Genomic DNA, 23932 nt, shown 5'->3' with positions numbered 1-23932 from the left:
GTCACTATGCACGGCGCCCAGACCGGACGGGTGGGTGTGTGAGGCTGCCCGCGTCGTGGGCCGACCGCGAGACGGAGCACCTGGGGCAGACCGGACGGGCCCTCGCTCGAACCGGCTGCGCCTCATCCGACTTCGTCGCCTCCGGACCTCTTGCTGGAATCCGCAGTTATTCGGTTTGCCGTCGGCGAGTCCGGTCGGATAGGAATCCTTCATGCTAAGCGGCAGCAAGGTCGGGCTCAGGGCCCGGCACGAAGAGGACGTCCCGATCCTGCGGACCGAGCTCTACGACGACGTCGTCAACTCCTCGCGGGCCGAGAGCGGGCCGTGGCGGCCCACCTCGCCCGGCGCGAAGGACCCGCGGCTCGTGGTGGACGACAAGGAGCCGGGGCACGTCCCGTTCTCGGTCGTGGAGCTCGGCGGCGGCACTCTGGTCGGCACCGCGGTGCTGTGGGGCATCGACAACCACAACCGGTCCGCGCACATCGGGCTGGGGCTGCTGCCGTCCGCCCGCGGCAAGGGCTACGGCACCGACGTGGTCGCGACGCTGTGCCACTACGGCTTCGTCGTGCGCGGCTTGCAACGGCTGCAGATCGAGACGCTGTCGGACAACGCTGCAATGCTGCGCTCCGCCGAGCGCAACGGCTTCGTCCGCGAGGGCGTGCTGCGCTCCTCGGCCTGGGTGCTGGGCGAGTTCCTGGACGAGGTCCTGCTCGGCCTCCTCGTCCAGGACTGGAAGCCGGCCCCGCAGGGCCGGGCGGTTTCCGAGGCGTGAACCCGGGCGGGGCCGGGGCCCACGACGGGCGTGCTGGAACCGATCACCGTCGATGAAGCGTTCTGGACGGCTCGGGAGGCAAAGTCTCCTGCGGACGTGCAGAGTTGTTCCTGAGCTGAACATCTCCGGCGCTGCCGGGACCAGCGCCAACCGGCCTGAAGGATGACCTCGGTGACCGACCGCCCCCGCAGCATCGTCTGGCTCTTGATGGCCGGCGGGGGGTTGGCCGTCGCGGCGCTGGCCTCCTTGCTCGTCGACCTGACCCCGGATCGAAACCCCCCGCTCACCGTCCTCGACGTGGAGGGCGTCTGGACGACGCCGAGCGGCGGACGTCTGACGGTGCGGGCAGACGGCTCCGCGGAAGTGGAGCGGGTGCCGCAGGCCCAGGACAACTGCGTGGGGGACCCGAGTTCGCCCTCTTACGTCTACACCGGCCCGGCGACCTGGGTGTTCGACACCTACCCCGACGAGGAGCCGGGAATCAGGTTCGACTACGCGGGCACCGACGCCGGGACGGTGTGCACCTTCCACCTCTCGGTATCGGGCAGTTCCAGCGGCAGAGGCTTCCTCCCGCACCACGCCAGCCCGGGCTACGTGCGCGAAGCCTCGCCGACGCCCACATCCCCCACCGAGTGACCTGGGTCTGCGACCCGGTGGACCCTTCCCGTCGTCACAGCACTAACCTGCCTCGGGCACCGCGCGGGGCGGAGGAGTCGCATCGGTGGCGACCCGACTGACGCGCCCCACCCACGAGTCCGGCGTCAGGGGGGACCATGCGACGGCGATCTCGACGCCGTGGCATGAGCGGGTGCAGTCCGTCAGGAGAGCGGAGACTGCCGCCTGTACGTCCTCCAGAGCCGCGTCGGAAGGCATCGGGACCTTGCCGCATCCGCCGCTCAGGTCGTCGGCGACGAAGGTGTACGGCCAAGCGTCCTGCGCGGCCATCCGGACGGCCTCCCTCGGTATGCCGAAGGTGGGCCGCTGCTTCTTGATCCTGCGTCGTCTCGCCACCGCACCATCCAACAGCCTCCGTGGCCCGTCCGGTCCGTCTCAGGGCCTCCGTCACTGACGGCGCGGCTGCCAGGCCAGTCGGCCGCCCGTCTCATCGAACTCCCCGTAGGCCGCGGCGGGCTGATGGGCGGCCGCCTGACCGTGGTGTTCCTCACCGGTCGTGACGGAGGGAATTCGACAGGTAGTAATTAGATGAATCCCTGACTGAATTCCCGTCAATAAGAGTCCGCTTCTTATCTCGATTTGATAACGACTCCACCGAAAAGGCCTGGACCATTATCGCCCTACGCGCGTAACTCCCTTTACTTTGAAGCCATTTGACGGTTCGTCAAAATTGGCCAATAGGTAACGGAACGATTTCTCGAGGCACGCTCCTCTTTGTCCGAATTCTCCGCGGCATTCGTCTGGCAGGCTTCCGCGCACCCAGTCTTCCCATTTCGATTTGAGGTGCCCATGACAGGACGGCGCAGACGCCCCGAACACCGGCGCAGACCCCGGCGGTTGATACTCCTCACCGCCGCCATGGCCACGGCGGCGGTGCTGGCCGGAGGGATCGCCTACTCCGGCCTCGGCGACAACGCCGAGGCGGGGACGCCCGTGCAGGCCTCGGGAGCAGGAGCGGAGGCGGCCGCTCCGGCCGCCGAGCCCGCCCGGGACCAGGAGCCCGAGCCCATCGCGGACGCGCCCGCCAACGAGGACGCGCGCGGCATGATCTACGACGGCCTCAAGGCGGCGCCGAAGGGCGACCCCTGCACGGGCGTCTACCGCACGGACGCCGGTCACTGCACGCACGGCCCCGACGCCCCTCCCACCGGCGTCGACATCAAGAAGGACATCCCGCCGGCCGTCAAGACGAGCGCCCCGGCCGCCGATCCGGCCCGTCCCGCGACCGAGGACCCGGCCAGCGCCGAGGAGGGCGGGCGTCCTCAGGACGCGCCCGCCGCCGACGCGGGGTCCGCCAAGGCCGCCGCGGCAGCCCCCGCCCCGGAGGCGTCCACGGGGAGCCAGGCCGTCGCGGCCGGCCCCGCGGGCCAGACCGTCCAGTGCGAGGGCGACGGCAGCTCCGGCAACCGCGTGCAGGTCGTGTACGTCCACGGCCCCGGCCGCGACCGCTACTCCGAGTACGTGGCTTCCTTCCGGAAGTGGGCGGCCGATGCCGACCTGATCTACTCGGCGAGCGCCCAGGAGACCGGCGGCGTACGCCACATCCGTTACGTGACGGCCGCCGACTGCACGCCGACGGTGCTCAACATCGAACTCCCGGACTCCGCACTGTCCGAGTTCAGCGCGACCAACCGGGCGCTCGCGGGCAAGGGCCTCGACCGCCGGGACCGCAAGTACATGATCTTCGCGGACAGCCAGGTCTACTGCGGCATCGGCACCTTCGCCGGTGACGAGCGGCCCGGCCAGGCGAACCAGAGCAACTTCGGCCCGTCCTACGGGCGTACGGACTCCGGCTGCTGGGGCGGGCACACAGCCGCGCACGAGCTCGGGCACAACCTGGGCGCGGTCAACAACAGCGCCCCGAACACCAGCCTGGGCGCCCACTGCACCGACGAGTTCGACGTCATGTGCTACTCGGACAGCCCGAACTACCCCAAGATGCGCAACGTCTGCACCAACCAGGCGGCCGAGAACATCCTGGACTGCAACCACGACGACTACTTCCACACCAGTCCGAAGCCCGGAAGCTATCTGGCCACGCACTGGAACATCGCCGACAACCAGTTCCTGATGCGCAGCAAGGGCGGTGGCGGCACCGACCCCGGGCCGAACCCGAACCCGACGCCGAGCCCGACGAAGAAGCCCTCGCCGACGCCGACCAAGAAGCCCGGTGGCGGGCCCGCGGTGACCGCGGGCCAGATCCAGCCGGACTCCGTCGTGGTGAGCTGGCCCAAGACCGAGGGCGCCGCCTGGTACCAGGTGATGCTGGACGGCAAGCACCTGGCCTGGGTCCAGTCCCCGGTGCTGCGGATCTACAACCTCAAGCCCGACACCTCGTACTCGGTGGCCGTCTCCGTCCGCGACGGCGCGGGCCGGGACAGCGGTCCCGGCAAGGCCACCTCCTTCCGTACGGCCCGCACCGGCGACGGCGCCACCACCCCCGGCGCCCGCTACGTGCTCCGCAACGGCAGCAGCGGCATGGCCGCCGAGCTGTGGGGCGGCCGCACCGCGGACGGCACCGTGCTCGTCGGAGCCCGCGCCAACGGGTACGCGCAGCAGCAGTGGATCTTCGACGACGCGGGCGGTGGGCAGGTCCGCATCCGTTCCGCGGCCTCCGGCAAGTGCCTGCAACCGGGCGGCACCCCTGCCGCGGGCATGTGGGTGGCCCAGCAGCCGTGCGGCTCGGGCGGGGCGCAGACCTGGCGGCTGTCGTCGCGGGGCGGCGCGATGACCGTCACGGACCCGAGCGGCGGCTTCGCCCTCACCGTGAGCAGCCGGCCCTACTACGGGACCTGGCTGCTCGACCTCCAGCGCGCGGACGGGCGTCCGGCGCAGGCTTGGACGTTCCAGAAGGCCGGCTGACCCGGCCGGCGGTCAGGTCCGGCCGGTGCCGGCAGTGCGCCGGCACCGGCACCGGCTGACCTCGACGTCCTGAAGCCGTGATCCACAGCGGCGGACGGCCGCCCCGCGCGGCCGTCCGCCGCCCACTCCTCATCCCACCCGGAGGACCGCGACGATGCGCACTAGAACCGCTCTCCCCGCCCTGCTGGCCGCCCTCGGCCTGATGTTCCTGCTCCCCGCCACGGCCCACGCCCACGGGGACAACGTGAAGGTGGTGGTGACCGGGCAGCGCGAGGGCCACGTCACCGCCGAAGTCACCTGGGAGAACGACGGGGACGCCGTCGACGAGGCCGTCGCCGCCACCGTGAACGCGGTCAGCGTCGACGGCACGCGCACCCAGGGCCCGTGGCGGCTGGTGCGCGATCCGGCCGCCGCACCCGCGGGCTGGACGACGGCCGAGGTGCTGCCGCCGGGTACGTGGAAGGTCTCCGTGGACGTGGGGTTCCCGGCCCTGGGGCACGGTGAACTGGAGGTCGGCGTGCCGGTGGTGGACCCGGCCCCCGTGACGTCCCCGTCCGCGGCCGGCGGGGCGACGGCAGGAACCTCTGCCGGGGCCGGGGCCGGTGCCGGTACCACCGCGGCGCCCGCTCCCGTCGCACCGTCCCAGTCCCCGTCCCCGTCCGTGCCCGCGGAGCAGCCGGACCCCCGGCCGCAGGGCGCCGAGGCCGAGGCGGGCGACGGGTCCGTCTGGTGGACGACGGCGGGCGTGGCGGCAACCGCACTGGCGGGCGCGGCCGTCGGTCTCCTGCTCCGTCGGCGACGGGCGCGGCGGAACCGGGGCGAGGCATGATGGTGGTGTGATCACCATTCATCTGAAGTACGAGATCGACGTGGACAAGCTCGCGGACTTCGAGGAGTACGGCCGCCGCTGGGTCCGGCTGGTCAACCGTTTCGGCGGGACCCACCACGGCTATTTCCTGCCCAGCGAGGGCGACAGCGACATCGCCTACGCCCTCTTCTCCTTCCCCGGTTTCGCCGCCTACGAGCAGTACCGCACGGACAGCATGTCCGATCCGGAGTGCCAGGAGGCGTTCGAGCTCGCCCGTACGACCCGCTGCATCAAGCGGTACGAACGCCGCTTCCTCCGGCCCTTGGAGGACACCGCCTGAGGCCGGAGGCGGCGCGCGCCGTCAGCGGTGCGGTGCGGCGACGAGCTCCAGCTCGTCGGCCAGCACCGCCGGGTCGCGGGGGCCGATGTGGGGAGCCGCGAGCGACCGCACGCGGAAGGGGTCCTCCGGGGTCACCTCGTCCGCCTCCGCGATCATCAGGTCCTGCAGGGCGGGCGGGATCGAACCGTCCTCGGTGAAGCGCAGGTACGTCCGCGGCACCCGGCCCCACGCCTGCGGCAGACCCCGGGCGTCGGTGACGCCGATCGCCGCGGACTCGTCCGGCTCCAGGACGTTCAGGAGGGCGCGGATCTCCTCGTCGGTCCGGTCCAGGCCCAGCGCCTCCCGCACGGCCTCGAACAGGGCGGGCTCGGCGGAGCGCCAGTTGACCCGGTTGACCCCGAGCTCGGGCGGCGTCGGGACGACGGGGATCCGGAAGATCGCACTGGAGGCGCCCTCGGGCGTCGTCATCAGTTCCTGTGCGGTCGCCCGCTTCGTGGGACAGAAGGCGGCGGCGTAGACGAGGTGTGCGATCAGGCCCGGTACCCGGTTGGCCACCGCGTTGAGGGTCACCCCGCCCATGCTCTGGCCGACCAGCACCACCGGCCCGTTGCGGTGGGCGCGCCGCACCACGGCGGTGACGTGCTCGGCGCAGTCGTCCAGGGTCACCTTGCCCATCGGCGAGGGTTCGGTGCGCAGCCGTTCGGGGTCCTGCGGAACCTGGTACGAGGCCGGGAAGTAGGCGTCCAGCCCGTGGCCCGGCAGGTCCACCGCCACCGCCCGGTGCCCGCGCAACGCCAGCTCGTTCATCAGTGGCGTCCAGGCGAACGAGTTGCCGCCCGCGCCGTGCACGAGCACGAAGGTGACGCCTCCGTCCCCCCGTCGCGCCCCGCCCCCTTCGGGCCCGGGCCCGTCGGCGGCGGTCCGTCCGTTCACTGCGTCCGTGTCATCCATGGTGTGGACTCTAGGAGTTGACGTTCCGGAGGCCGTCACGATCCGGCCGTGCCGGCCGAAGTGCGTCCAAGATCACCGTCTGGTCGTACATCAAGGTGCCGCCAGGTGTACTCCTCGCGGGTCATATTCGGTTTCACCCCTTTTGCCGTGCATGATGGCGAGCCGAAAGCCGCTCGCCTCCCGTGCCGCGGCACCTCTTCGGGGAGTCCGTTTGTTTCCGCATGTCCTGCGCCGGTCCTGGTCAGCCCTCGGCGGCGCCCTCGTCGCGCTCGCCCTCGCCTCCGGCTGCGGGACCGCCACCGGTCCGGCTCCGCGCGGACACCAGGCGCCGCCCGTGCGGGCCGCCACGGCCGATCTGCTCGATCCGTCCGAGGTGGTGAGCAAGGACGGACTCCTGAAGACCACGATCGTCGTCGAGCGCAAGAAGGTGGAACTGGCGGGCGGCGACCTGTGGGCCATGACCTACAACGGGCTGTACATGCCGCCGACGCTGCGTCTGAAGCCCGGCGACCGCATGGAGATCACCTTCGAGAACAAGCTCGACCAGCAGACGAACCTGCACGTGCACGGGATGCACGTCTCGCCCGGCGACGCCGCCGACAACGTGTTCCTCTCCGTCGAGCCGGGCGGGACCTTCGAGTACCGCTACGCGTTCCCCAAGGACCACAGGCCCGGCACGTACTGGTACCACCCGCACGCCCACTCCCTGTCGACCGCCCAGGTGGCGGGGGGCATGGCGGGACTGGTCGTGGTGGACGGGCTCGACCAGTACCTTCCGCAGCCGCTGCGCGGGATCACCGAACACACCGTCGCGCTGAAGGACTTCCGGATCACCGGCGACGAGATCAAGACCACCGACCTCAAGATGAACGCGGACACCACGCGCACGGTCAACGGCCAGGTCAACCCGCGCATCCGGATCCGTCCCGGCGAGACCCAGCTGTGGCGGATCGCGAACATCGGCGCCAACATCTTCTACAAGGTGGCGCTCCCCGGCTCGGCCTTCCAGGTGGTGGCCCAGGACGGCTACCCGGTCAAGGAGGCCTACCGGGCGGAGTCGCTGGTCATCCCCGCGGGCAGCCGCTACGACGTGCTCGTCCAGGGCGGCCCGGCCGGCACGACGGAGCTGCAGACCCTCCCGTACGACTCGGGCCGTACGGGCGGCCAGTTCCCGCAGGCCACCCTGGCCACGGTGGAGTCCGCGGGCGAGGAAGTGGAACCGGCGCAACTGCCCACCGGGTTCGCTCCCGTCGAGGAACTCGGGCAGGAACCCCTCGCGGACAGCAAGACGATCACCTTCACGGAGAGCCGGGACAACACGCTCTTCTACGTCAACGGCCGGCAGTTCGACCACGACCGCGTCGACTTCCGGGTCAAGCTGAACACGGTCGAGGAGTGGACCATCCGGAACAACAGCCAGGAGGACCACTCCTTCCACGTGCACACCAACAGCTTCCAGGTGATGAGCGTGAACGGAGAGGAGCAGCCGAACAACGGCCTGCGCGACACCGTCCTCGTACCGGCGCGCGGGAACATCGTCGTACGGACCCGGTTCCTCGACTACCCGGGCAAGACGGTCCTGCACTGCCACATCCTCAACCACGAGGACGGGGGCATGATGGCGGTGCTCCAGATCGACGAGTAGGCAGGCCCCGTCACCCCCGTCACCCCCGTCACCCCGGCCCGCCCGGCAGGACGTCCTTGGCCACCAGTCGGGAGCCCTCGTAGCACAGCCGGTAGACGTCGACCTCGTCCAGGAGGTTGCCGTTCGACCGGTAGTAGGCGCAGACCGTACCGGGCGGGACGGGCCGTGCGGTCACGGCCTCCGGTGCGTGGCGCCACGCCCGCTGCGGCAGGAGCCGGGCGAACTCGGCCCGGTCCCGGCCCGCCTCGATCGCCGCGAAGTCCGCAGGGCGCAGTACGCAGGTGGTCAGCTGGTGCGCCAGGTACCCGGCGCTGCCCAGCATGAGGAGGCCGAGCGCCGCCGGGGCCGCGAAGGCGGCCGCGAACCGGCGACGGGTGCTGCGCCGGGCGGCGGTGAGCCGGCGTACGGATTCCGTGCCCGGCTCCTCCCGGCTCCCCGCGGCGCCGGCCGGGCGGCCGGGGCCCGGGCCCACCCGGTCGGGGAGGGTGGCGAGCAGTTCGTAGCCCCCGTCGCGGGGAGCGGCGTGCAGCGTCCCGCCGATCATCTGCACCCGTTCGCGCAGGCCGGTCAGCCCGCGGTGGCCCGGTGCCGGCCCGGCCGGCGGGGGCGGCGCAAGGGGCGACGGCGGGGCCGAGTTGGTCACCCGTACCGTGGTGCGGCCGCCGCCGTGGACGAGGCGTATGCGGACGGCGCTGCCGGGTGCGTGCTTGACGGCGTTCGTGAGGGATTCCTGCACCACCCGGTAGAGGGTGCGGTCGACCAGGGGCGGCAGGACGGGCCGGGCGCCGTCGCGGCTCAGTTCCACGGTGACGCCGGACTCGCATGCCCTGCGGGCGAGTTCCTCGACCGGCTCGGACGCCGCCGGGACCACCGGGGACCCGAGGTCCGCCAAATCCGCCAGGTCCACCGGGTCCGCGTCCGCGCCGTCACGCAGGACGCCGATGGTGTCGCGCAGGTGGCCGACCGTGTCGGAGACGGCCGCGCGCAGCTCGGCGAGGTCCGCCCGGTCCTGTTCGGTCAGGGTCGGGGAGAGCTCCAGGGCTCCGGCGCGCAGGGCGACGAGGCTGAGCTCGTGGCCGAGCGAATCGTGCATGTCGGCCGCGATCCGGGTCCGTTCCCGCAGCCGCGCCTCCTCGGCCACGGACCGCTGCCGCTCCTCCAGGTCCCGGGCCCGCTGCCAGCCGTCGCGGACCAGCGCGAGCCGCGCGAGCCGGTAGCGGCCGGCCAGCCAGGGCAGCACCAGGGCGACGGGGATCAGCGTCACGGTGTAGAACCAGTACACGGAGCCGACGCCCAGGACGGCGCACAGCGCGAGGTCGGTGGCCGTGCAGGCCGCGAACAGCAGCAGGGCCTTCCCGGCGCCGGGATCCCGCAGGGCGAGCAGGTACGTCAGGGCGGCGAGCGCCAGCAGGTACGCGCTGGCCGCCGGCGGGTCGTCGGCGAGGCCCGCCGCGCACGCCGCGTTCGCCAGGAACACGGCCGCGGCGGGCCGGCTGCGGCTGAGGGCGACGGCCGCGGCGAGCACCGGGAGCGGCAGGACCAGCAGCAGGAACGCGGAGGGCGCCGCCTGCTCCAGATAGGCGAAGACCCCGGCGCCCGCCAGTACGGCCCACAGCGCCAGGTCCCGCACGACCGGTCCCGCAAGGGCTGCCGCTGCCGTACGGGCCACCGGGCGGGCCACCGGGCGGGGCGTCCTCACAGCAGGCGGGCCATGCCCACCGAGGCGGGTGCGGTCTCGGCGAAACCGAACTTCGCGTAGAGGTGGCGGGCGTCGCCGTCGGCCATCAGGGACACGTACGTGCCCTGCGGGGCGCGCCGTTCGAGCTCGGCGGACAGCGCCGCCATGATCTGCTTGCCCAGACCGCGGCCCTGGTGGTCCGGGAGGACGCAGATGTCGACGATCTGGAGGAAGCAACCGCCGTCGCCGACGATCCGCCCCATGCCGACCGTCTCCCCGTCGTGCCGGGCCGTCACGCAGTACCAGGAGTTCGGCAGCCCGATCAGCGCTCCCTCCACGGTCTTCGCGCCGAGCCCCGTCTCACCGCGCAGCCGGCGGTAGGTCTCGACGTCCGGCACGCCGGGCCTCATCTCGTAGGGCACGTCGTCTTCCCCCTCGGTCATGGTCATCTGCGCCGTCCCGTCCGTACGGGCGGCCCGGCCCTCATGCGTCTCGGAGCCGCAGTACGGACCGGCCGGCCAGCTGGGCGGCGGCCGCCCAGGCCGCCATGATCAGTATCGCGGCCACCGGCGGGTACGGGGCAAGGCCGTCGACGATCGTGAAGTGACCGCCGGCGGTCTGTGGGAGGTAGTCGTTGACGGTGAGGAGGAAGCCGCCGCCGAGCGCGGTGCAGGCACTCGGCAGACCCGAGAGCAGCACGAAGAGCACGGACAGGGTCGCCGCGGCCGACCTCAGCGCGAAGGACACGCCCACCGTCAGGACGCCGATCAGCGCGCAGTAGAGCCCCGTCGCCAGCACCTGGGAGGCCGCTTCGGCCGGGGCGAAGGTGGCGTGACCGCGGAACGGCGTCCATGCGACGGCCATCCCGAGGACGGCGTAGGCGGTTCCCGCGGGGAAGCACACCGCGGCCACCACGGCCGACTTGGCCAGCTGGACGCGGTACCGGACGGGCACCCACAGCAGGGACGTGCGGACGCTGCCGGTGACGTACTCGCCCGTCACCGTGGTCATCGCGAGGACGACGAAGACGAACTGTCCGAGGAGGACGGAGTAGGCCGGGGCGTTGCCGAGGGGCTGGAGCGGTTCGTCGTCGATCCGGGCCAGGGACCCGTAGTAGAAGGTGAACACGCTGGTCAGCAGGATCCCGGCCGCGAGGCATACGTACGGGGCGCGCAGGGACCACAGCTTGGTCCATTCGGCGGCGACCGCGCCGGTCAGTCCGCCGCCCGCGGGGAGGGGGCCGGGGCCTGTACGGGGACGCAGACGGGGACCCACAGGGGAGAGGGGTGCATCGGTGGTCACGTTGCTCACGCCTCCGGGTGGTGGTGCGCCGGGACGGGCCCGGTCGTGTACTCCACGCTGGCTCCGGTCAGTTCCATGTAGGCCTGTTCCAGCGAGGCGCTGACGCTGTGCAGTTGGTGCAGCCGGATGCCGAGGCGGTGGGCGATGTCGCCCACCTGCGCCGCGGTGCTGCCCCTGACGAGGACGACGTCGCGTTCTGCGCCCCCGGCGGGCTCCACGGACACGGCTCCGGCCGCGAGCAGCCCGGCGGTGAGGGTGCGCAGGTCCTCCGCGGCCGGTGTAGCCACCCGTACGCAGGCCACCGCGCTGGCGGCGAGCAGCTCCGCCAGCGGGGTGTCCGCCAGCAGCCTGCCCCGGCCGATGGCGACGAGCCGGTCGGCCGTCAGCTGCATCTCGCTCATCAGATGGCTCGACAGGAATACCGTCCGGCCCTGTGCGGCCTGCGCGCGCACCAGTTCGCGTACCCAGCGCACGCCGTCGGGGTCGAGGCCGTTGACCGGCTCGTCGAGGACGAGCACCTTCGGATCGCCCAGCAGCGCCCCGGCGACGCCGAGCCGCTGGTACATGCCGAGGGAGAACGCCCCGGCGCGCCTGCGGGCCACCGCGGCCAGCCCCACCTCTTCCAGGACCTCGTCCACCCGGCGCACGGGGATGCCGTTGCTGCGGGCCTGTGCGATGAGGTGGCTGCGGGCCGAACGGGCCGGGTGCAGGGCCTTCGCGTCGAGCAGCGCCCCGACCTCGCGCGCCGGGTGGCGCAGCGAGGCGTACGGCTTGCCGTCGACGAGGGCCGCTCCGGCGGTGGGGTGGTCCAGGCCGAGGATCATGCGCATCGTGGTCGACTTCCCGGCGCCGTTGGGGCCCAGGAAGCCGGTCACCCGGCCGGGCTCGACGTCCAGGGTGAGGTCGTTCACGGCGGTCCTCGCGCCGTACCGTTTCGTCAGTCCTCGCAGGGTGATCACGGGTGCCCCTCATGTGTGTGCGGTCACGTGCTGCGACTGTAGGAATCGCGGCGCCCGCCCCGCATCGGCCCCGGGTCGGCGGCCGGCCCCCTACTTTCGACGGGGGTGCTCCCCGACGAACGGCGCCCGGCGTGCCCGTCGTTAGACTTCGCCCCGTGGTGCGGGTGCTGGTGGCAGACGACGAGGCGATGGTCCGGGCGGGCGTACGCGCGATCCTGGCGCGGGATCCCGGCATCGAGGTCGTCGCCGAGGCGGCCGACGGGCACGGGGCCGTCGACGCCGTGCGCACGCACCGTCCTGCCGTGGCCCTGCTGGACATCCAGATGCCCCGGCTCGACGGGATCGCGGCGGCGGCCCGGATCCACCGCGAACTGCCCGGCACCGCCGTGGTCATGCTGACCACCTTCGGCGAGGACGCGTTCATCGCGCGGGCGTTGCGGGAGGGCGCCAGCGGATTCCTGCTGAAGGCCGACGACCCCCGCGAACTGCTGACGGGGGTGCACGCGGTGGCTGCGGGAGGGGCGTACCTCTCCCCCAAGGTCGCCGCGCGGGTCATCGCGGGCCTGCGCAGCGGGCACCTGGCCGCCGGGACGCCGGCCGGGCCCGCAGGCCATGCCGTCCGCGCCGTACAGGGGTTGACCCCGCGGGAACGCGAGGTACTGGCCCTGCTGGGCACGGGCCTGTCCAATGCCGAGATCGGCGCGCGCCTCCACCTGGTGGAGGGCACCGTGAAGGCGCACGTCAGCACGATCCTCGGCAAGCTCGGCGTACGCAACCGGGTGGAGGCGGCGCTGGCCGCCCACGAAGCGCGGCAGGCGGGACAGTTCGGCTAGTGCTGTGACCGGAGAGGTCCACCGCCTCCTTCCGCGGGCACGGCGCCGGCCGGGTCCAGGGCCCGGCGCTGCCTGCTGATCGAGTCGGGGTCCCAGCCGGGGCGGGGCACCGAGGCGAGCAGCAGCCGGGTGTACGGATGGCGGGGGGAGGTGAGGAGCTCGGCGACGGGCCGGTGCTCCATCGTCCGGCCCCGGTACATGACGAGCGCCTCGTCGCAGACGTAGCGGACGACGGCGAGGTCGTGGCTGACGAAGACCAGCCCGATGCCGGTGTCGCGCCGGATGTCGGCCAGCAGGTTGAGCACCTGGGCCTGCACCGACACGTCCAGGGCGGACACCGCTTCGTCGAGCACCAGGACGGCCGGTTGCACCGCCAGCGCCCGGGCGATCGCGGCGCGTTGGCGCTGTCCGCCGGAGAGTCCGCGGGGCAGGGCGGCCGCCTCGCGGGCGCCGAGGCCGACCTGGTCCAGCAGCTCGGTGACCCGCCTGGCGCGGGCCGCCCGGTCGTGGGAGCCGTGCAGCCGCAGCACTCCGTCGACGGTCGCGCCGACGGAGAGGCGGGCGTCCAGGGAGAGGTAGGGGTCCTGGAAGACGATCTGGACCGCCTTGGCACGGGCCAGCCGGGCCGCCCGGCCGCGTACCGAGGCGGCCAGCGGCTCCCCTTGGACGAGGATCCGGCCCGCGTCGGGCCGCTCCAGGCCGATCAGCATCCGGGCCGTGGTGGTCTTCCCGGAGCCGGACTCCCCGACGATGCCGAGCGCTCCCCCGGCCCGCAGGTCGAACGAGAGGCCGTCGACGGCGACGACCTCCGTACCGCCGGTCCGGTAGGTCTTGCGCAGGCCGCTCACCTGGAGCAGCGCGGGCGTGCGGGCGGGGGTGGGCGTGGCGGGTGCGGTCACCTGTCCTCCTCGGACGCCGGGACGGAAAGGATCAGCTCCGGGCCGGGCCGGGCGGCGGCCGTACCGGCGAGTTCACCGGCGCGGTGGCAGGCGACGAGGGCCGGTCCGTGCTGCCGCAGCGGCGGCGGCCCCTGGTCGCAGCGTCCGGGCTCGGCGAAGCGGCAGCGCGGCGCGAACGCGCAGCCCGGTGCGGATTCCAGCAAGCCCATCGGGGAGCCGGGGACCGGGACGAGACGGAGCGGGGGGCCGTCGGGGCCCGTCAGGGGCGGGGAGGAGCCGAGCAGGCCGGCGGTGTAGGGGTGCCGGGGGGAGGCGAAGAGTTCCGCCACGGGGGCGCTCTCCACGATGCGGCCCGCGTACATCACGTGGACCCGGTCGGCGACGGCGGCGGCGAGCTCGATGTCGTGGGTGATGAGGAGCATGCCCAGACCGCGTTCGCGGCGCAGTCCTCCCAGGACGGCCAGGATCTCGGCCTGCGTGCTGACGTCGAGTGCGGTGGTCGGTTCGTCGCACAGCAGCAGCCGGGGTTCGGCGGTGAGGGCGGCGGCGATCACGACCCGCTGGAGCATGCCTCCGGACAGCTCGTGCGGGTACTGGTCCAGGTGCCGGACGGGGTCCGGCAGGCCCACCGCGGCGAGGAGTTCCGCGGCCCGGGTGCGCGCCCGGGCCTTGGGCCAGTGGTGCACCAGGCGCAGGGACTCGGTGAGGAAGTCCCCGATCCGGCGTACCGGGTTGATGGCGGCCCGGGGGTCCTGGTAGATCATCGCGGCCTTGGCGGTGCGCACCTCGCGCAGGGCCGCGGCATCGGCCCCGACGAGGTCGGTCCCGTCGACGCGTACCCGGCCGCCGGTGGCGGCGCCGTCGGGGAAGAGGCCGAGGGCGGCGCGGGCGGTGACGGATTTCCCGGAGCCGGACTCGCCGACGAGGGCGACGATCTCGCCCTCCTCGACGGTGAGGCTGACGCCGTCCAGGACCGGCCGGGCCGTCCCGGGCAGGGTGACGGTCAGGGCCTCGTATGCGAGCAGTGTCATCGGGAGTCCCTTCCCGCGAGCCGGTCGCCGAGGTTCTCCCCGACGACGTTGAAGGCGACGACCACCAGGACCACCGCGACGGCCGGGACCACCGCGGACAGGGGCTGACCCTGGAGCACGGCCGTCTGACCCTGGTTGATCATGGCGCCCCAGTCGGGGGTCGGCGGCTGTACGCCCAGGCCCAGGAACGAGAGGGCGGCGAGGTCGAGCAGCGCGTACCCGAAGTTCACCGTCGACTGGGCGAGCAGGGTGGGCGCGATGTTGGGCAGCATCCTGCGCACCGTGACGAACACGGCGGAGTGCCCCTGCACCTGGTAGGCGGCGATGTAGGGCCGGGACTTCTCGCGTACGGCGAGCCCCCGGACGAGGCGTGCGGTGTACGGCATGTAGGCGAGGGCCATGGCGAGCACCGGAGCGGTCATCCCCTTGCCGAAGAGGGCCACGGCGAGGATGGCGAGCAGCAGGGCCGGGAAGGCGAACAGGACGTCGAGCACCCTGCTGACGGCGGCGTCGACCCAGCCGCCGCGCCATGCGGCGAACAGGCCCACGGCGATGCCGAGGGCGGTGGAGAACAGCACCACCGCGAGCGGTCCGGCGAGGCTGGTGCGCGTCCCGACGAGCAGTGCCGAGAGGGTGTCGTGGCCGCCCTGGTCGGTGCCGAGCCAGTGTCCGGCGCCCGGTCCCAGGAGGCTGTCGCCGAGGCGGCCGAAGGTCGGGTCGTGCGGGGCGAGCCAGGGGGCCAGCAGCGCGACCAGCAGGAAGGTGAGGAGGAGGAACAGGCAGATCCGCTGGAGCGGGCTGCCGCCGAGGGCCCGGAGCCGGGCGAGTGCGTGCTTCACCGGGCGCCGCCCCCTGCCGCGGTGCGCGGGTCGATCAGCGGGAGGAGCAGGTCGACGAGGGCGTTGACCACGACGAACGCGGCCACGACCAGCAGGACGACGGCCTGGACGACCTGGAAGTCGAGCTGGTCCACGGACTGCACGAGCAGGGAGCCGACGCCGGACATCCCGAAGGCGGTCTCGACGATGGCGGTGCTGACCAGCATCCCGGAGACGAGCAGTGCGGAGACCGTCACGATCGGTCCCAGTGCGTTGCGCAGTACGTGCCGCCGGATGACGGTCCGCCGGGGTGTGCCCCGGCTCAGGGCGACCTCCACGTGCTCGCGGCGCAGTTCGTCGAGCATGGCCGAGCGGGTCACCCGGGTCACCAGGGCCGTGAAGGTCACGGAGAGCGCCACGGCCGGAAGGGCCACGTGGTGCATGCGGTCGAGCAGGCCGCTGCCGTTGCCGATGGTGGGGAACCAGCCCAGCTGGACCCCGAGGACCGACCTGAGCAGCAGCGCGACCACGAAGGCGGGTGCGGCGGCGCCCACCGTGACCAGGAGCATCAGGGTGCGGTCGGTACGGGTCCCCCGGCGCAGTGCTCCCACCGCGCCGGCCCCGACGCCCACCACCGCGATCAGCAGGGCGGAGGTCCCGACGAGGAGGAGGGAGGAGGGCAGGCGCGACCAGATGACGGCGGAGACGTCCTGGTGGAAGAGGTAGGAGCGGCCGAGGTCGCCCTGGAACACCCCCTCCAGCCAGTGCCCGTACCGGGTCAGGAACGGTTCGTCGAAGCCGTACTGCCTGCGGATCTCGGCGAGTTGCTCGGGGCTGGGACTGCGTCCGCGGACGAGGAAGGCGGCGGGGTCCCCGGGTGCCAGGTACAGCGAGGAGAACACCAGGAAGGAGGTGACCAGCAGGGTCGCCGCCATTCCGGCCAGCCGGCGCAGCACGCGCCAGGCCCGGACCGCTGCGAGGGTCATCCCTTCGCTCCGATCTCGGCGGCCCAGGGGTAGTAGAGGTAGGCGATGGAGGGCTGGACCCCGGTGATCCGCTTGCCGAGGAAGACGCTCACGGGCTGGGTGTACAGGGGCAGCCAGGGCAGTTCCCGGGTGGCTATCCGGTGCGCCTCGGCGTTGGCGTCCGCGTGTTCGGCCGGGTCCTGGGCTGCGACGGAGCGGTCGACGGCCGCGTCGAAGGCGGGGTCGGACCAGCCTCCGTAGTTGCTGAACGCGCCGGTGCGCAGCGAGGCGTACATGTCCAGCGGGTCGGTGACCGAGGTGTACCAGAAGGTGAGGAAGAGGTCGACGCCCTCGCGTGCGGCCGGGTCGGTGAACAGGGCCGTGTACTTCTCCGCGGAGATGCTGTCGATCTGCGGTTTCAGGCCGATGGCGGTGGCGGCCTGGGCGACGGCCTGGGTGATGATGGTCGTCTGGGAGTCCAGCGGGCTGGTCGCGATCACGATCTTCTGGCCGGAGACCCCTGCCTCGGCGGCGAGTGCCTTGGCCTTCGCCGGGTCGTACGGGTACTGCGGCAGGTCCTTGGCGAGGCCCTCGCGGGTGGCGGCGGGGGCACCGCTCCAGAGGTTGTCGGTGACGAGCGATCCGGCGACCTCGCCGACGCCGCCGGCCCCCGCCTTGACGATGCCTTCGCGGTCGATGGCCATGAGCAGGGCGCGGCGCACCCGGACGTCGCCGAGCGGACCCAACAGATTGCCGACCACTTCGTCGGCGACGGTGGTGTTGCGGCCGAAGTAGAGGGTTCCGGCCTGGCTGGAGCGCAGTTGGCCGTAGGCGCTGGGCGGGACCATCCAGCCGCCGTCGACCTCGCCGCTCTGGAAGGCGTTGACGCGGGTGGTCGGGTCGGCGAGGAAGACGAACTTGGCCCGGCCCGCCTTCGCCTTGAGCTCGGGGTTCCAGTAGCCGTCGAACCGCTTGAGGGTGAGCGACTGGCCTGAGGTCCAGGAGTCGAAGGAGAAGGGGCCGGTGCAGTTCACCCCGGTCTGCGGGTTCCCGTAGTTCTTGCCCGCGGCGGCCAGGGTGGCCGCGGACTCCACGGTGCCGGGGCCGGCGGCCAGGTACTGGTTGAACATGGAGTCGGGTTGGGCCAGGGTGACGGTCACCTCCATGGGCGCGGTGCGGTCCACCGTGGTGACGTTGCGGAAGGGATGGGCCCACACGCTGGCCGTCTCGGGGTCGAGGTTGCGGCGCAGGGAGGCGACGACGTCGTCGGCGGTGAGCTCCGTCCCGTCGTGGAAGCGCACGCCGGGGCGGATCTGGTAGACCCAGGTGGTGGGAGTGGGGTTGGTGTACGAGGCCGCGAGGTTCGGGGAGGTCGTCAGGTCCGGGTTCCAGCGCAGCAGGCTCTCGCAGACGTTGGCGAGGATCTGGTTGGGCGGGTAGTCGAAGGAGTAGGCGTAGTCGATGGTGGCGGGCTCGGCGAAGACCGACCAGGTGAAGGAGTCCAGGTCTCCGGAGGCGGCGGGGGTCCGGTCGGTGAGCTCGTAGGCGGTGGCGCCGGCGGGCCGGGGCGCGGCGCCGCTGCACGCGCCGGCGAGGAGCACGGCGGCCGCGGCGAGGGTGGCGGTCACGGCCTTGCGGAGCCGTGCGGGGCGTGGGGCGCTCGTTCGGGTTGAGGGCATCGTCTGCCTCCGTGAGGGGTGAGCTGGGCGGGGGTGCTTGTGTCGGGGCTCGCGTCGGGGCTCGCGTCAGGGCTTCGCGGCGAAGAGGAGTTCGCCGTCCACGTAGGTCCGGATCACGCGGGTGAGGGCGATCTCCTCGGCGGGGCGGCCGAAGGGGTCCCGGTCGAGGACCACGAGATCGGCGCACTTGCCCACCTCGACGGTGCCGGTGACCTCGTCGAGGTGGTTCGCCCAGGCGCTGCCCGCGGTGTAGGCGGTGAGGGCCTCGGCCAGGGTGAGGGCCTGCTCGGGGAAGAAGGGTGCGGCGGGTGCACCCGTACCGGGTCCGCCGGGCGTCTCGTCGGGGACGACGCGGTTGACGGCGACGTGGATGCCCCAGAGCGGGTCGGGGCTGCTGACCGACCAGTCGCTGCCGGCGACGAGCCGCGCCCCGGCGCGCCGCAGGTCTGCGAACGGGTACTGGAGGGCGGCTCGTTCGGGTCCCAGGAAGGGGATCGTCAGCTCGTCCATCTGCGGTTCGTGCGCGGCCCACAGCGCCTGGATGTTCGCGGCCGCCCCCAGCTGGGCGAAGCGCCCTATGTCGTCGGGGTGGACGACCTGGAGGTGCGCGAGGTGGTGGCGGTTGTCGCCCGACCCGTTGGCCGTACGGGCCGCGGCGAGGGCGTCGAGGACCTCCCGGACGGCGCGGTCGCCCAGGGCGTGGAAGTGGACCTGGAAGCCGGCGCGGTCCAGGAGGCACACGGCTTCCGTGAGGAGTTCCGGGTCGATGAAGCTGAGTCCGGAGTTCCCTGTGGGGCAGCCGCAGCCGTCGAGGTAGGGCTCCAGCATCGCGGCGGTGAAGTTCTCGGCTATGCCGTCCTGCATCATCTTCACGCTGGTGGCGCGGAAGCGGCCGATCCGGCCGGTGCGGCGGCGCTCCTCCAGTTCGGGGATCTGCTCCAGGCCGCGTTCCCGGTCCCACCACAGGGCGCCGACGACGCGTACGCGCAGGGTCTCCTCGTGGGCGGCGCGCAGGTAGACGCCGAAGTTGTCGGGGTGGCCGGGGAAGGCGCCGACCATGGCGTCCTGCCAGGCGGTCACGCCGAGGGAGAGCAGGTGCTCCTGCGCGGCGAGCAGGCCGGCGTAGGCCTCGTCCGCGGTGGGGAGGGGGACGTGTCGGGCGACCAGGTCCATGGCGCCCTCTTGAAGGGTGCCGGCCGGGGTGCCGTCGGGCTCGCGCTCGATCCTGCCGTCCGCCGGGTCGGGGGTGGTGCGGTCCAGGCCCGTGAGTTCCAGTGCGCGGGTGTTGACCCAGGCGCCGTGGCCGTCGCGGTTGGTGAGCATGACGGGCCGGTCGGGGACGACCGCGTCGAGCAGGGTGCGCGTGGGGGTGCCGCCGGGGAAGACGTCCATCGACCAGCCCCCGCCGCGGATCCAGGGGGCTTCGGGGTGGTCCTGCGCGTAGCGTGCCACGACGGCCAGGTAGCCCTCGACGGTGTGCTGTTCGGCCAGGTCGCAGCTGAGCATCTGGACCCCGGCGACCACGGGGTGGACGTGGGCGTCCTGGAAGCCGGGGACGAGCAGGCCGCCGGCCAGGTCGACGACCTCGGTATCGGTGTCGGCGTACGAACGGACCGTGGCCTCGTCGGCGACGGCGAGGATCCGGCCGCCCCCGACGGCGACGGCGGCGTCGACGGGGGCGTCCGCGGTGCCGGTGAAGACCTTCCCCCCGACGAAGACGGTGTCGGCCCGCTGCCCGGTCCGCTGACTGTTCTTGGCCATCGACGCATCCTCCGGCTCGGCGGGGCGGGCCCGCTCGGCGTGTTGTTGAGGAGGAGTGAACGGGAGCGCAACATTGTTGTCAACGGTGTTGCGCCAGCTCCGGTCCAAATCGATACACTGGCCGCACCATGCCGAAGTCATCCGACACACCCGCCCGGTCCAAGCGCTCGGGCAGTCAGCTCACACCCGAGGCGATCATCGAGGCGAGCCTGCGCATCGCGGCCCGCGGCAGTGAGGACGCCTTCACCGTCCGACGGCTCGGCGAGGAGCTGGGCGCCGACCCCACGGCGATCTACCGGCACTTCCGCGACAAGGACGAGCTGCTGCTGTCCGTCGCCGACCGCACGCTGGGCGAGGTGCTCGACAGCATTCCCGAGGGGCTGGACTGGAAGGACCGGCTGCGGGCGCTCGCGGCCGGTTCTCTGGAGGTCGCGCTCAAGTACCCGGTGGTCGGATCGACCATGGCCAGCCGGACCACGAGGCGGCCCAACGAGTTCCGGGTCGTCGAACTCATCCTGGGCGCCGTGACGGAGGCGGGGCTCGACGGGGCCGAAGCAGCCGTCCACTACCGGATGGTCGGGGACTCGCTGCTCGCCTTCGTCGGCCAGCGGGCGGCGTACCTGCTGTTCGACCCGGACGTGCGGGAGGCCGACGAGACCTCCTGGAGCCGCGAGTACCGGCTGGTGGACGCCCAGGGGTTCCCGCACATCACCCGGCTGAGCACCGAACTGGCCGAGGTGACGGACGAACAGATCTTCCTGGCCCGGGTCGAGGCGCTGATCAGTGCCATCGAGCTACGGGCGGAGGCCCTGCGCTGAACCGGCGGCCGCGGCCTCAGGGCTTCTGCAGGCCGAGCATCTCCAGGGCCGAGTCCATCTCGGCCCGGAAGAGCACCCGGGGGTTGGCCTCGGGGCCGAACTGGCCGTAGACCTCCAGCGCGACGGGGCCGTACATCCGGCCCCACACCCGCAGACAGGCCAGCAGGGCCTGCGGCGGGAGGTGGGGGAAGCTCTCGCGGGCGAGGGCCGCGAGGGAGGGGACGAAGTCGCTCCACTCGGCCTCCGCCCGCTTGAGCTGCTCGGGGGCGGCCGGCCAGGCGGCGTCGACCAGGCCGAGGAGGATCATGCAGCACCGGCGGGCGGCCACCCCCACGCTGTCGGCGGGCGTGGCGTAGCCCGAGGAGCCGTCCCCGTAGGTCAGGCGGAACTCCGCCGGCCGGGTGCAGGCCCACTCGCGGAAGGTGCACGCGACGGCAAGCACCCGGGCGGCGGTCGCCTCCTGCGGCAGCGCGTCGCGGGCCTGCTCCTGCTGGTCGGCGAGGCGGTTGTAGGTGTCGGCCGCCAGCGCGGCGAGGAGGTCGTCGCGGGTGTCGAAGTAGCCGTACAGCGCGGCGGCGGTCATGCCCATCTCGCGTGCGATGCCGCGCAGGGTGATCCCGGCGACGTCACCGGCGGACAGCTGGTCGAGCGCCACTGCCTTGATCTCGGCGGTGGTCTCGATCCGCAGGCGTTCACGGCGTGACATGGCGGGCATGAGGGGGCTCCTCCCCAGGGACACGGTGAGAGCGTCCACGCCCCCCGGACTAACACCGTTTACTTACCTCACCGCGTTGACGAACCGCAACTCCGCAGCCCCGGCCCCCTTTCCCGGCCGGGGCCCGCTCGTACCGGCGTTCGGGGAGGGCGACGTCAGGCGTTGGCACCGCCGTCCACCGTCAGCGTGGTGCCCGTGACGAAGGAGGCCTCGTCGGCGGCGAGGTAGAGGACCGCGCTCGCGACCTCCGCCGCCCGGCCGTAGCGGCCGAGGATGTTCAGGCTCCGCTGGAAGTCGGCGGAGGGTCCGTCGGCCGGGTTCATGTCGGTGGCGACCGAGCCGGGCGCCACCTGGTTGACGGTGATGCCCCGCGCCCCCAGATCGCGGGCGAGGCCCACGGTGAGGCCGTGGACGGCCGCCTTCGACATGGCGTACGGGGTGAAGCCGGGGGCGGGAACCTGCGTGCCGAGGCTGGAGCCCACGTTGACGATGCGGCCGCCGTCGGGCATGTCCGCGGAGACGGCCTGGGCGGTGAGGAAGGCGCCGCGGACGTTGACGTCCAGGGTCCGGTCGAGGGTCTCCAGGGACACCTCCGCGAGCGGCGGGCAGGTCATGTCGGCGTAGCCCGCGTTGTTGACGAGGATGCGTACGGGGCCCAGTTCGCGGACCACCTGCCGGACGGCGGCCGTGACCGCCTCCGGGTCGGCCGCATCGGCTTCGACGGCCACGGCGCGGCGCCCGAGGGCCCGTACCTGCCCGGCGACCTCTTCGGCCCGGTCCTTGTCCGACCGGTAGGTGATCGCCACGTCGGCGCCGTGGGCGGCGAGGGTGCGGGCGATCTCGGCGCCGATGCCCCGGGATCCGCCGGTCACCAGGGCCACGCCGTGGAGAGTGGTCGTCACTGTGGTTCCTCTTCTGTTCAAGGGTGTCGGGACGGTCCGCACGGTCCGGTTCAGACCGCGGCGGGCTGCCGCTCGGGGGCGGCAGGGGCGGCGGCCGTGCGGCCGGCGCGCAGGTCGGGCAGCAGGGTGAAGAGGCTGAGGAAGGCCATGATCACGCCGAGTACGAGCGGGGCGCGGAGCCCGTAGGCGTTGATGCCGACGCCACCGAGCCAGGAACCGATGACGATGCCGAGGGTGATGAAGGAGGAGTGCACGGTGTTCACCAGCGGGCGGGCGTTCGCGGCGCGCTGGACACGGGTGATCATGCAGGGGTTCATCGTCACGCCGACCAGCCCGATGCCCATCATGAAGATCAGCGCGGGTGCGGTGACGTCGGCGAAGAGGGCCATCCCGGCGAGGAACACCATGTTCAGGGCGAGCCCGATGACCTGGGTGACGATGGTGTGCCGGTCGGCGAAGCGGCCGACGATGCCGTTGCCGACGACGGTGGCGGCTCCGTAGGCGACCAGCAGCCAGGGCACCGCTCCCTCGCTGAAGCCGGTGAGCTCCGTGAGGATCGGGGTGAAGTAGCTGAAGGCGGAGAAGGTGGCGCCGATGATCAGCGTGGACGTGGAGAACACCAGCCACAGCCGCGGGTTCCTGAAGACGCGCATCTCCTCCTTGAGCGGGACACTGCCCCCTTCCCCGGCGCCGGTGCCGGCGGGGACGCCGACGATCGTGGCGAGGGCGGCGAGGACGGTCAGGCCGGAGATCGCCCAGAAGGCGGCCCGCCAGCCGAACTGCCCGCCGACGAAGGTGGAGAGGGGCAGGCCGAGCAGGGTACCGAGCATCAGGCCGTTCATGGCGGCGCCGATCGCCTTGCCGCGCACCTCGGGTTCGGTGATCTCCGCGACGACGGAGAGCGAGACGCCGAAGAAGGCGGAGGAGGCGACGCCGGTGATGACGCGGCCGACGGCCATCGTCACGTAGTCGGTGGACAGTGCGGCGAGGACGTTGCCGCCGAGGAAGACGGCGAAGAGGACCATCAGGGCGCTCTTGTGCGGCAGTTTGAGCACGGCGGTGGCCAGGAAGGGTCCGCCGATGGCCATGGCGACGGCGAACGCGGTGATCAGGTAACCGACTTCAGGGATGGTGGCGCCCAGCCCCTCGGATATCTGGGGCATCAGGCCCGCCACCACGAATTCGCTGGTGACCATGGCGAAGATGCCGAGGGCGAGGACGTAGACGGCCTTGGGCACGGCCGGTCACAACCTTTCTGCATGACGGGGAGAAGGGGGACGAATGGGGAGGAACCGCTCAGGAGTTACCGGTGAAAGAAAACTTAACAGGGTTTAGTGAAGATCGAAAGTCACGCCGAGATGCCCCGTGACAGCTGTTAACGCAACTGAAACGGCAGTTGGACCATGGACTTGACGGCACGCTGGAGGGTGGCCGTCCGATGCCGGAGACCGGCCGAAGGGCCGAAGGGCCGAAGGGCCGAAGGGCCGAAGGGCCGAAGGGCCGAAGGGCCGAAGGGCCG

The 23932-nt window shown here is 72.4% G+C and carries 23 protein-coding genes; 8 read left to right on the top strand and 15 right to left on the bottom strand.

Annotated features, from left to right (window positions below):
* Positions 1-211 precede the first annotated feature (211 nt).
* Positions 212-772, top strand: coding sequence for a GNAT family N-acetyltransferase (locus IO30_RS0139255; protein WP_031151394.1), 561 nt, complete (start codon positions 212-214; stop codon positions 770-772).
* A gap of 171 nt (positions 773-943) precedes the next feature.
* Entirely contained in the window at positions 944-1408 is a 465-nt protein-coding gene (locus IO30_RS0139250) for a hypothetical protein (protein ID WP_031151393.1), read from the top strand.
* 42 nt (positions 1409-1450) lie between these two features.
* On the opposite strand, the gene IO30_RS0139245 is transcribed toward IO30_RS0139250, so the two are convergent.
* Complete coding sequence (locus tag IO30_RS0139245; RefSeq protein WP_051902860.1) at positions 1451-1783, bottom strand: hypothetical protein; 333 nt, start codon at positions 1781-1783, stop codon at positions 1451-1453.
* 501 nt (positions 1784-2284) lie between these two features.
* On the opposite strand from IO30_RS0139245, the gene IO30_RS0139240 reads away from it, so the two are divergent.
* The 3 genes from IO30_RS0139240 (at position 2285) to IO30_RS0139230 (ending at position 5457) form a co-directional block, all read left to right on the top strand.
* Complete coding sequence (locus tag IO30_RS0139240) at positions 2285-4309, top strand: RICIN domain-containing protein (RefSeq protein WP_234321431.1); 2025 nt, start codon at positions 2285-2287, stop codon at positions 4307-4309.
* A gap of 154 nt (positions 4310-4463) precedes the next feature.
* On the top strand, positions 4464-5138 hold the full coding sequence (locus tag IO30_RS0139235; protein ID WP_031151388.1) for a hypothetical protein: 675 nt from the start codon (positions 4464-4466) through the stop codon (positions 5136-5138).
* A 7-nt stretch (positions 5139-5145) separates the two neighbouring features.
* Positions 5146-5457 (top strand): NIPSNAP family protein, encoded by a 312-nt coding sequence (locus IO30_RS0139230; RefSeq protein WP_031151386.1) that lies wholly within the window; start codon positions 5146-5148, stop codon positions 5455-5457.
* Positions 5458-5478: 21 nt separating this feature from the next.
* Here IO30_RS0139230 and IO30_RS0139225 read toward each other — a convergent pair whose 3' ends face one another.
* Positions 5479-6408, bottom strand: a complete 930-nt coding sequence (locus tag IO30_RS0139225) for an alpha/beta hydrolase (protein ID WP_078904942.1) — start codon at positions 6406-6408, stop codon at positions 5479-5481.
* A 211-nt stretch (positions 6409-6619) separates the two neighbouring features.
* Between IO30_RS0139225 and IO30_RS0139220 the strand changes: the two genes are divergently transcribed.
* The gene (locus IO30_RS0139220; RefSeq protein ID WP_237403295.1) at positions 6620-8053 is read left to right on the top strand and encodes a multicopper oxidase family protein; all 1434 of its coding nucleotides are present in this window, start codon (positions 6620-6622) and stop codon (positions 8051-8053) included.
* A 28-nt stretch (positions 8054-8081) separates the two neighbouring features.
* Here IO30_RS0139220 and IO30_RS47805 read toward each other — a convergent pair whose 3' ends face one another.
* Genes IO30_RS47805 through IO30_RS0139200 form a run of 4 tightly spaced genes read right to left on the bottom strand, consistent with a single transcriptional unit; the run spans position 8082 to position 11992 of the window.
* A complete protein-coding gene (locus IO30_RS47805; RefSeq protein ID WP_272933181.1) occupies positions 8082-9734 on the bottom strand; it encodes a sensor histidine kinase in 1653 nt (550 codons plus the stop codon).
* Positions 9735-9748: 14 nt separating this feature from the next.
* On the bottom strand, positions 9749-10180 hold the full coding sequence (locus tag IO30_RS0139210) for a GNAT family N-acetyltransferase (RefSeq protein WP_167347315.1): 432 nt from the start codon (positions 10178-10180) through the stop codon (positions 9749-9751).
* A 34-nt stretch (positions 10181-10214) separates the two neighbouring features.
* On the bottom strand, positions 10215-11033 hold the full coding sequence (locus IO30_RS0139205; protein ID WP_031151377.1) for an ABC transporter permease: 819 nt from the start codon (positions 11031-11033) through the stop codon (positions 10215-10217).
* A 5-nt stretch (positions 11034-11038) separates the two neighbouring features.
* A complete protein-coding gene (locus tag IO30_RS0139200) occupies positions 11039-11992 on the bottom strand; it encodes an ATP-binding cassette domain-containing protein (RefSeq protein WP_031151375.1) in 954 nt (317 codons plus the stop codon).
* 164 nt (positions 11993-12156) lie between these two features.
* Between IO30_RS0139200 and IO30_RS0139195 the strand changes: the two genes are divergently transcribed.
* Complete coding sequence (locus tag IO30_RS0139195) at positions 12157-12825, top strand: response regulator (RefSeq protein ID WP_051902859.1); 669 nt, start codon at positions 12157-12159, stop codon at positions 12823-12825.
* On the opposite strand, the gene IO30_RS0139190 is transcribed toward IO30_RS0139195, so the two are convergent.
* The 6 genes from IO30_RS0139190 to IO30_RS0139165 form a co-directional block, all read right to left on the bottom strand.
* A complete protein-coding gene (locus IO30_RS0139190; protein ID WP_031151992.1) occupies positions 12822-13724 on the bottom strand; it encodes an ABC transporter ATP-binding protein in 903 nt (300 codons plus the stop codon). The genes IO30_RS0139195 and IO30_RS0139190 overlap by 4 nt on opposite strands.
* Positions 13721-14755 (bottom strand): ABC transporter ATP-binding protein, encoded by a 1035-nt coding sequence (locus IO30_RS0139185; RefSeq protein ID WP_078904941.1) that lies wholly within the window; start codon positions 14753-14755, stop codon positions 13721-13723. Before IO30_RS0139185 ends, IO30_RS0139190 begins: the two co-directional genes overlap by 4 nt.
* Positions 14752-15594 (bottom strand): ABC transporter permease, encoded by an 843-nt coding sequence (locus tag IO30_RS0139180; RefSeq protein WP_037896417.1) that lies wholly within the window; start codon positions 15592-15594, stop codon positions 14752-14754. The genes IO30_RS0139185 and IO30_RS0139180 overlap by 4 nt, the downstream gene beginning before the upstream one ends.
* Positions 15591-16559: an ABC transporter permease gene (locus IO30_RS0139175; RefSeq protein WP_031151366.1), complete on the bottom strand. Its 969-nt coding sequence runs from the start codon at positions 16557-16559 to the stop codon at positions 15591-15593. The genes IO30_RS0139180 and IO30_RS0139175 overlap by 4 nt, the downstream gene beginning before the upstream one ends.
* Positions 16556-18217, bottom strand: a complete 1662-nt coding sequence (locus tag IO30_RS0139170) for an ABC transporter substrate-binding protein (RefSeq protein WP_031151365.1) — start codon at positions 18215-18217, stop codon at positions 16556-16558. The genes IO30_RS0139175 and IO30_RS0139170 overlap by 4 nt, the downstream gene beginning before the upstream one ends.
* Positions 18218-18283: 66 nt before the next feature.
* A complete protein-coding gene (locus tag IO30_RS0139165; RefSeq protein ID WP_031151363.1) occupies positions 18284-19978 on the bottom strand; it encodes an amidohydrolase in 1695 nt (564 codons plus the stop codon).
* 128 nt (positions 19979-20106) lie between these two features.
* Here IO30_RS0139165 and IO30_RS0139160 point away from each other — a divergent pair, with 128 nt between their 5' ends.
* Entirely contained in the window at positions 20107-20796 is a 690-nt protein-coding gene (locus IO30_RS0139160; RefSeq protein WP_031151999.1) for a TetR/AcrR family transcriptional regulator, read from the top strand.
* 16 nt (positions 20797-20812) lie between these two features.
* Here the strand turns inward: IO30_RS0139160 and IO30_RS0139155 are convergent, their stop codons facing one another.
* The 3 genes from IO30_RS0139155 to IO30_RS0139145 form a co-directional block, all read right to left on the bottom strand.
* Positions 20813-21511 carry a TetR/AcrR family transcriptional regulator gene (locus tag IO30_RS0139155; protein WP_051902858.1) on the bottom strand — a complete coding sequence of 233 codons (699 nt, stop codon included), beginning with the start codon at positions 21509-21511 and terminating at the stop codon, positions 20813-20815.
* A gap of 155 nt (positions 21512-21666) precedes the next feature.
* The gene (locus tag IO30_RS0139150) at positions 21667-22413 is read right to left on the bottom strand and encodes an SDR family NAD(P)-dependent oxidoreductase (protein WP_031151357.1); all 747 of its coding nucleotides are present in this window, start codon (positions 22411-22413) and stop codon (positions 21667-21669) included.
* Between the two features lie 50 nt (positions 22414-22463).
* Positions 22464-23651 carry an MFS transporter gene (locus tag IO30_RS0139145; protein ID WP_031151356.1) on the bottom strand — a complete coding sequence of 396 codons (1188 nt, stop codon included), beginning with the start codon at positions 23649-23651 and terminating at the stop codon, positions 22464-22466.
* Between the last annotated feature and the right edge of the window lie 281 nt (positions 23652-23932).

It is taken from the genome of Streptomyces xanthophaeus (genome assembly GCF_000725805.1).
GTDB classification, from domain to species: Bacteria; Actinomycetota; Actinomycetes; order Streptomycetales; family Streptomycetaceae; genus Streptomyces; species Streptomyces xanthophaeus.
Note: the sequence above shows the minus strand (reverse complement) of the source record. Positions and strands in the feature narration are given on the sequence as shown.

Excerpts from the sequence above, each read along its gene's own strand:
- IO30_RS0139235 (WP_031151388.1), top strand. The coding sequence starts at position 4,464 with ATGCGCACTAGAACCGCTCTCCCCGCCCTGCTGGCCGCCCTCGGCCTG.
- IO30_RS0139175 (WP_031151366.1), bottom strand. The coding sequence starts at position 16,559 with ATGACCCTCGCAGCGGTCCGGGCCTGGCGCGTGCTGCGCCGGCTGGCC.
- IO30_RS0139165 (WP_031151363.1), bottom strand. The coding sequence starts at position 19,978 with ATGGCCAAGAACAGTCAGCGGACCGGGCAGCGGGCCGACACCGTCTTC.
- IO30_RS0139170 (WP_031151365.1), bottom strand. The coding sequence starts at position 18,217 with ATGCCCTCAACCCGAACGAGCGCCCCACGCCCCGCACGGCTCCGCAAG.
- IO30_RS0139160 (WP_031151999.1), top strand. The coding sequence starts at position 20,107 with ATGCCGAAGTCATCCGACACACCCGCCCGGTCCAAGCGCTCGGGCAGT.
- IO30_RS0139255 (WP_031151394.1), top strand. The coding sequence starts at position 212 with ATGCTAAGCGGCAGCAAGGTCGGGCTCAGGGCCCGGCACGAAGAGGAC.
- IO30_RS0139225 (WP_078904942.1), bottom strand. The coding sequence starts at position 6,408 with ATGGATGACACGGACGCAGTGAACGGACGGACCGCCGCCGACGGGCCC.
- IO30_RS0139185 (WP_078904941.1), bottom strand. The coding sequence starts at position 14,755 with ATGACACTGCTCGCATACGAGGCCCTGACCGTCACCCTGCCCGGGACG.
- IO30_RS0139210 (WP_167347315.1), bottom strand. The coding sequence starts at position 10,180 with ATGACCATGACCGAGGGGGAAGACGACGTGCCCTACGAGATGAGGCCC.
- IO30_RS0139155 (WP_051902858.1), bottom strand. The coding sequence starts at position 21,511 with ATGCCCGCCATGTCACGCCGTGAACGCCTGCGGATCGAGACCACCGCC.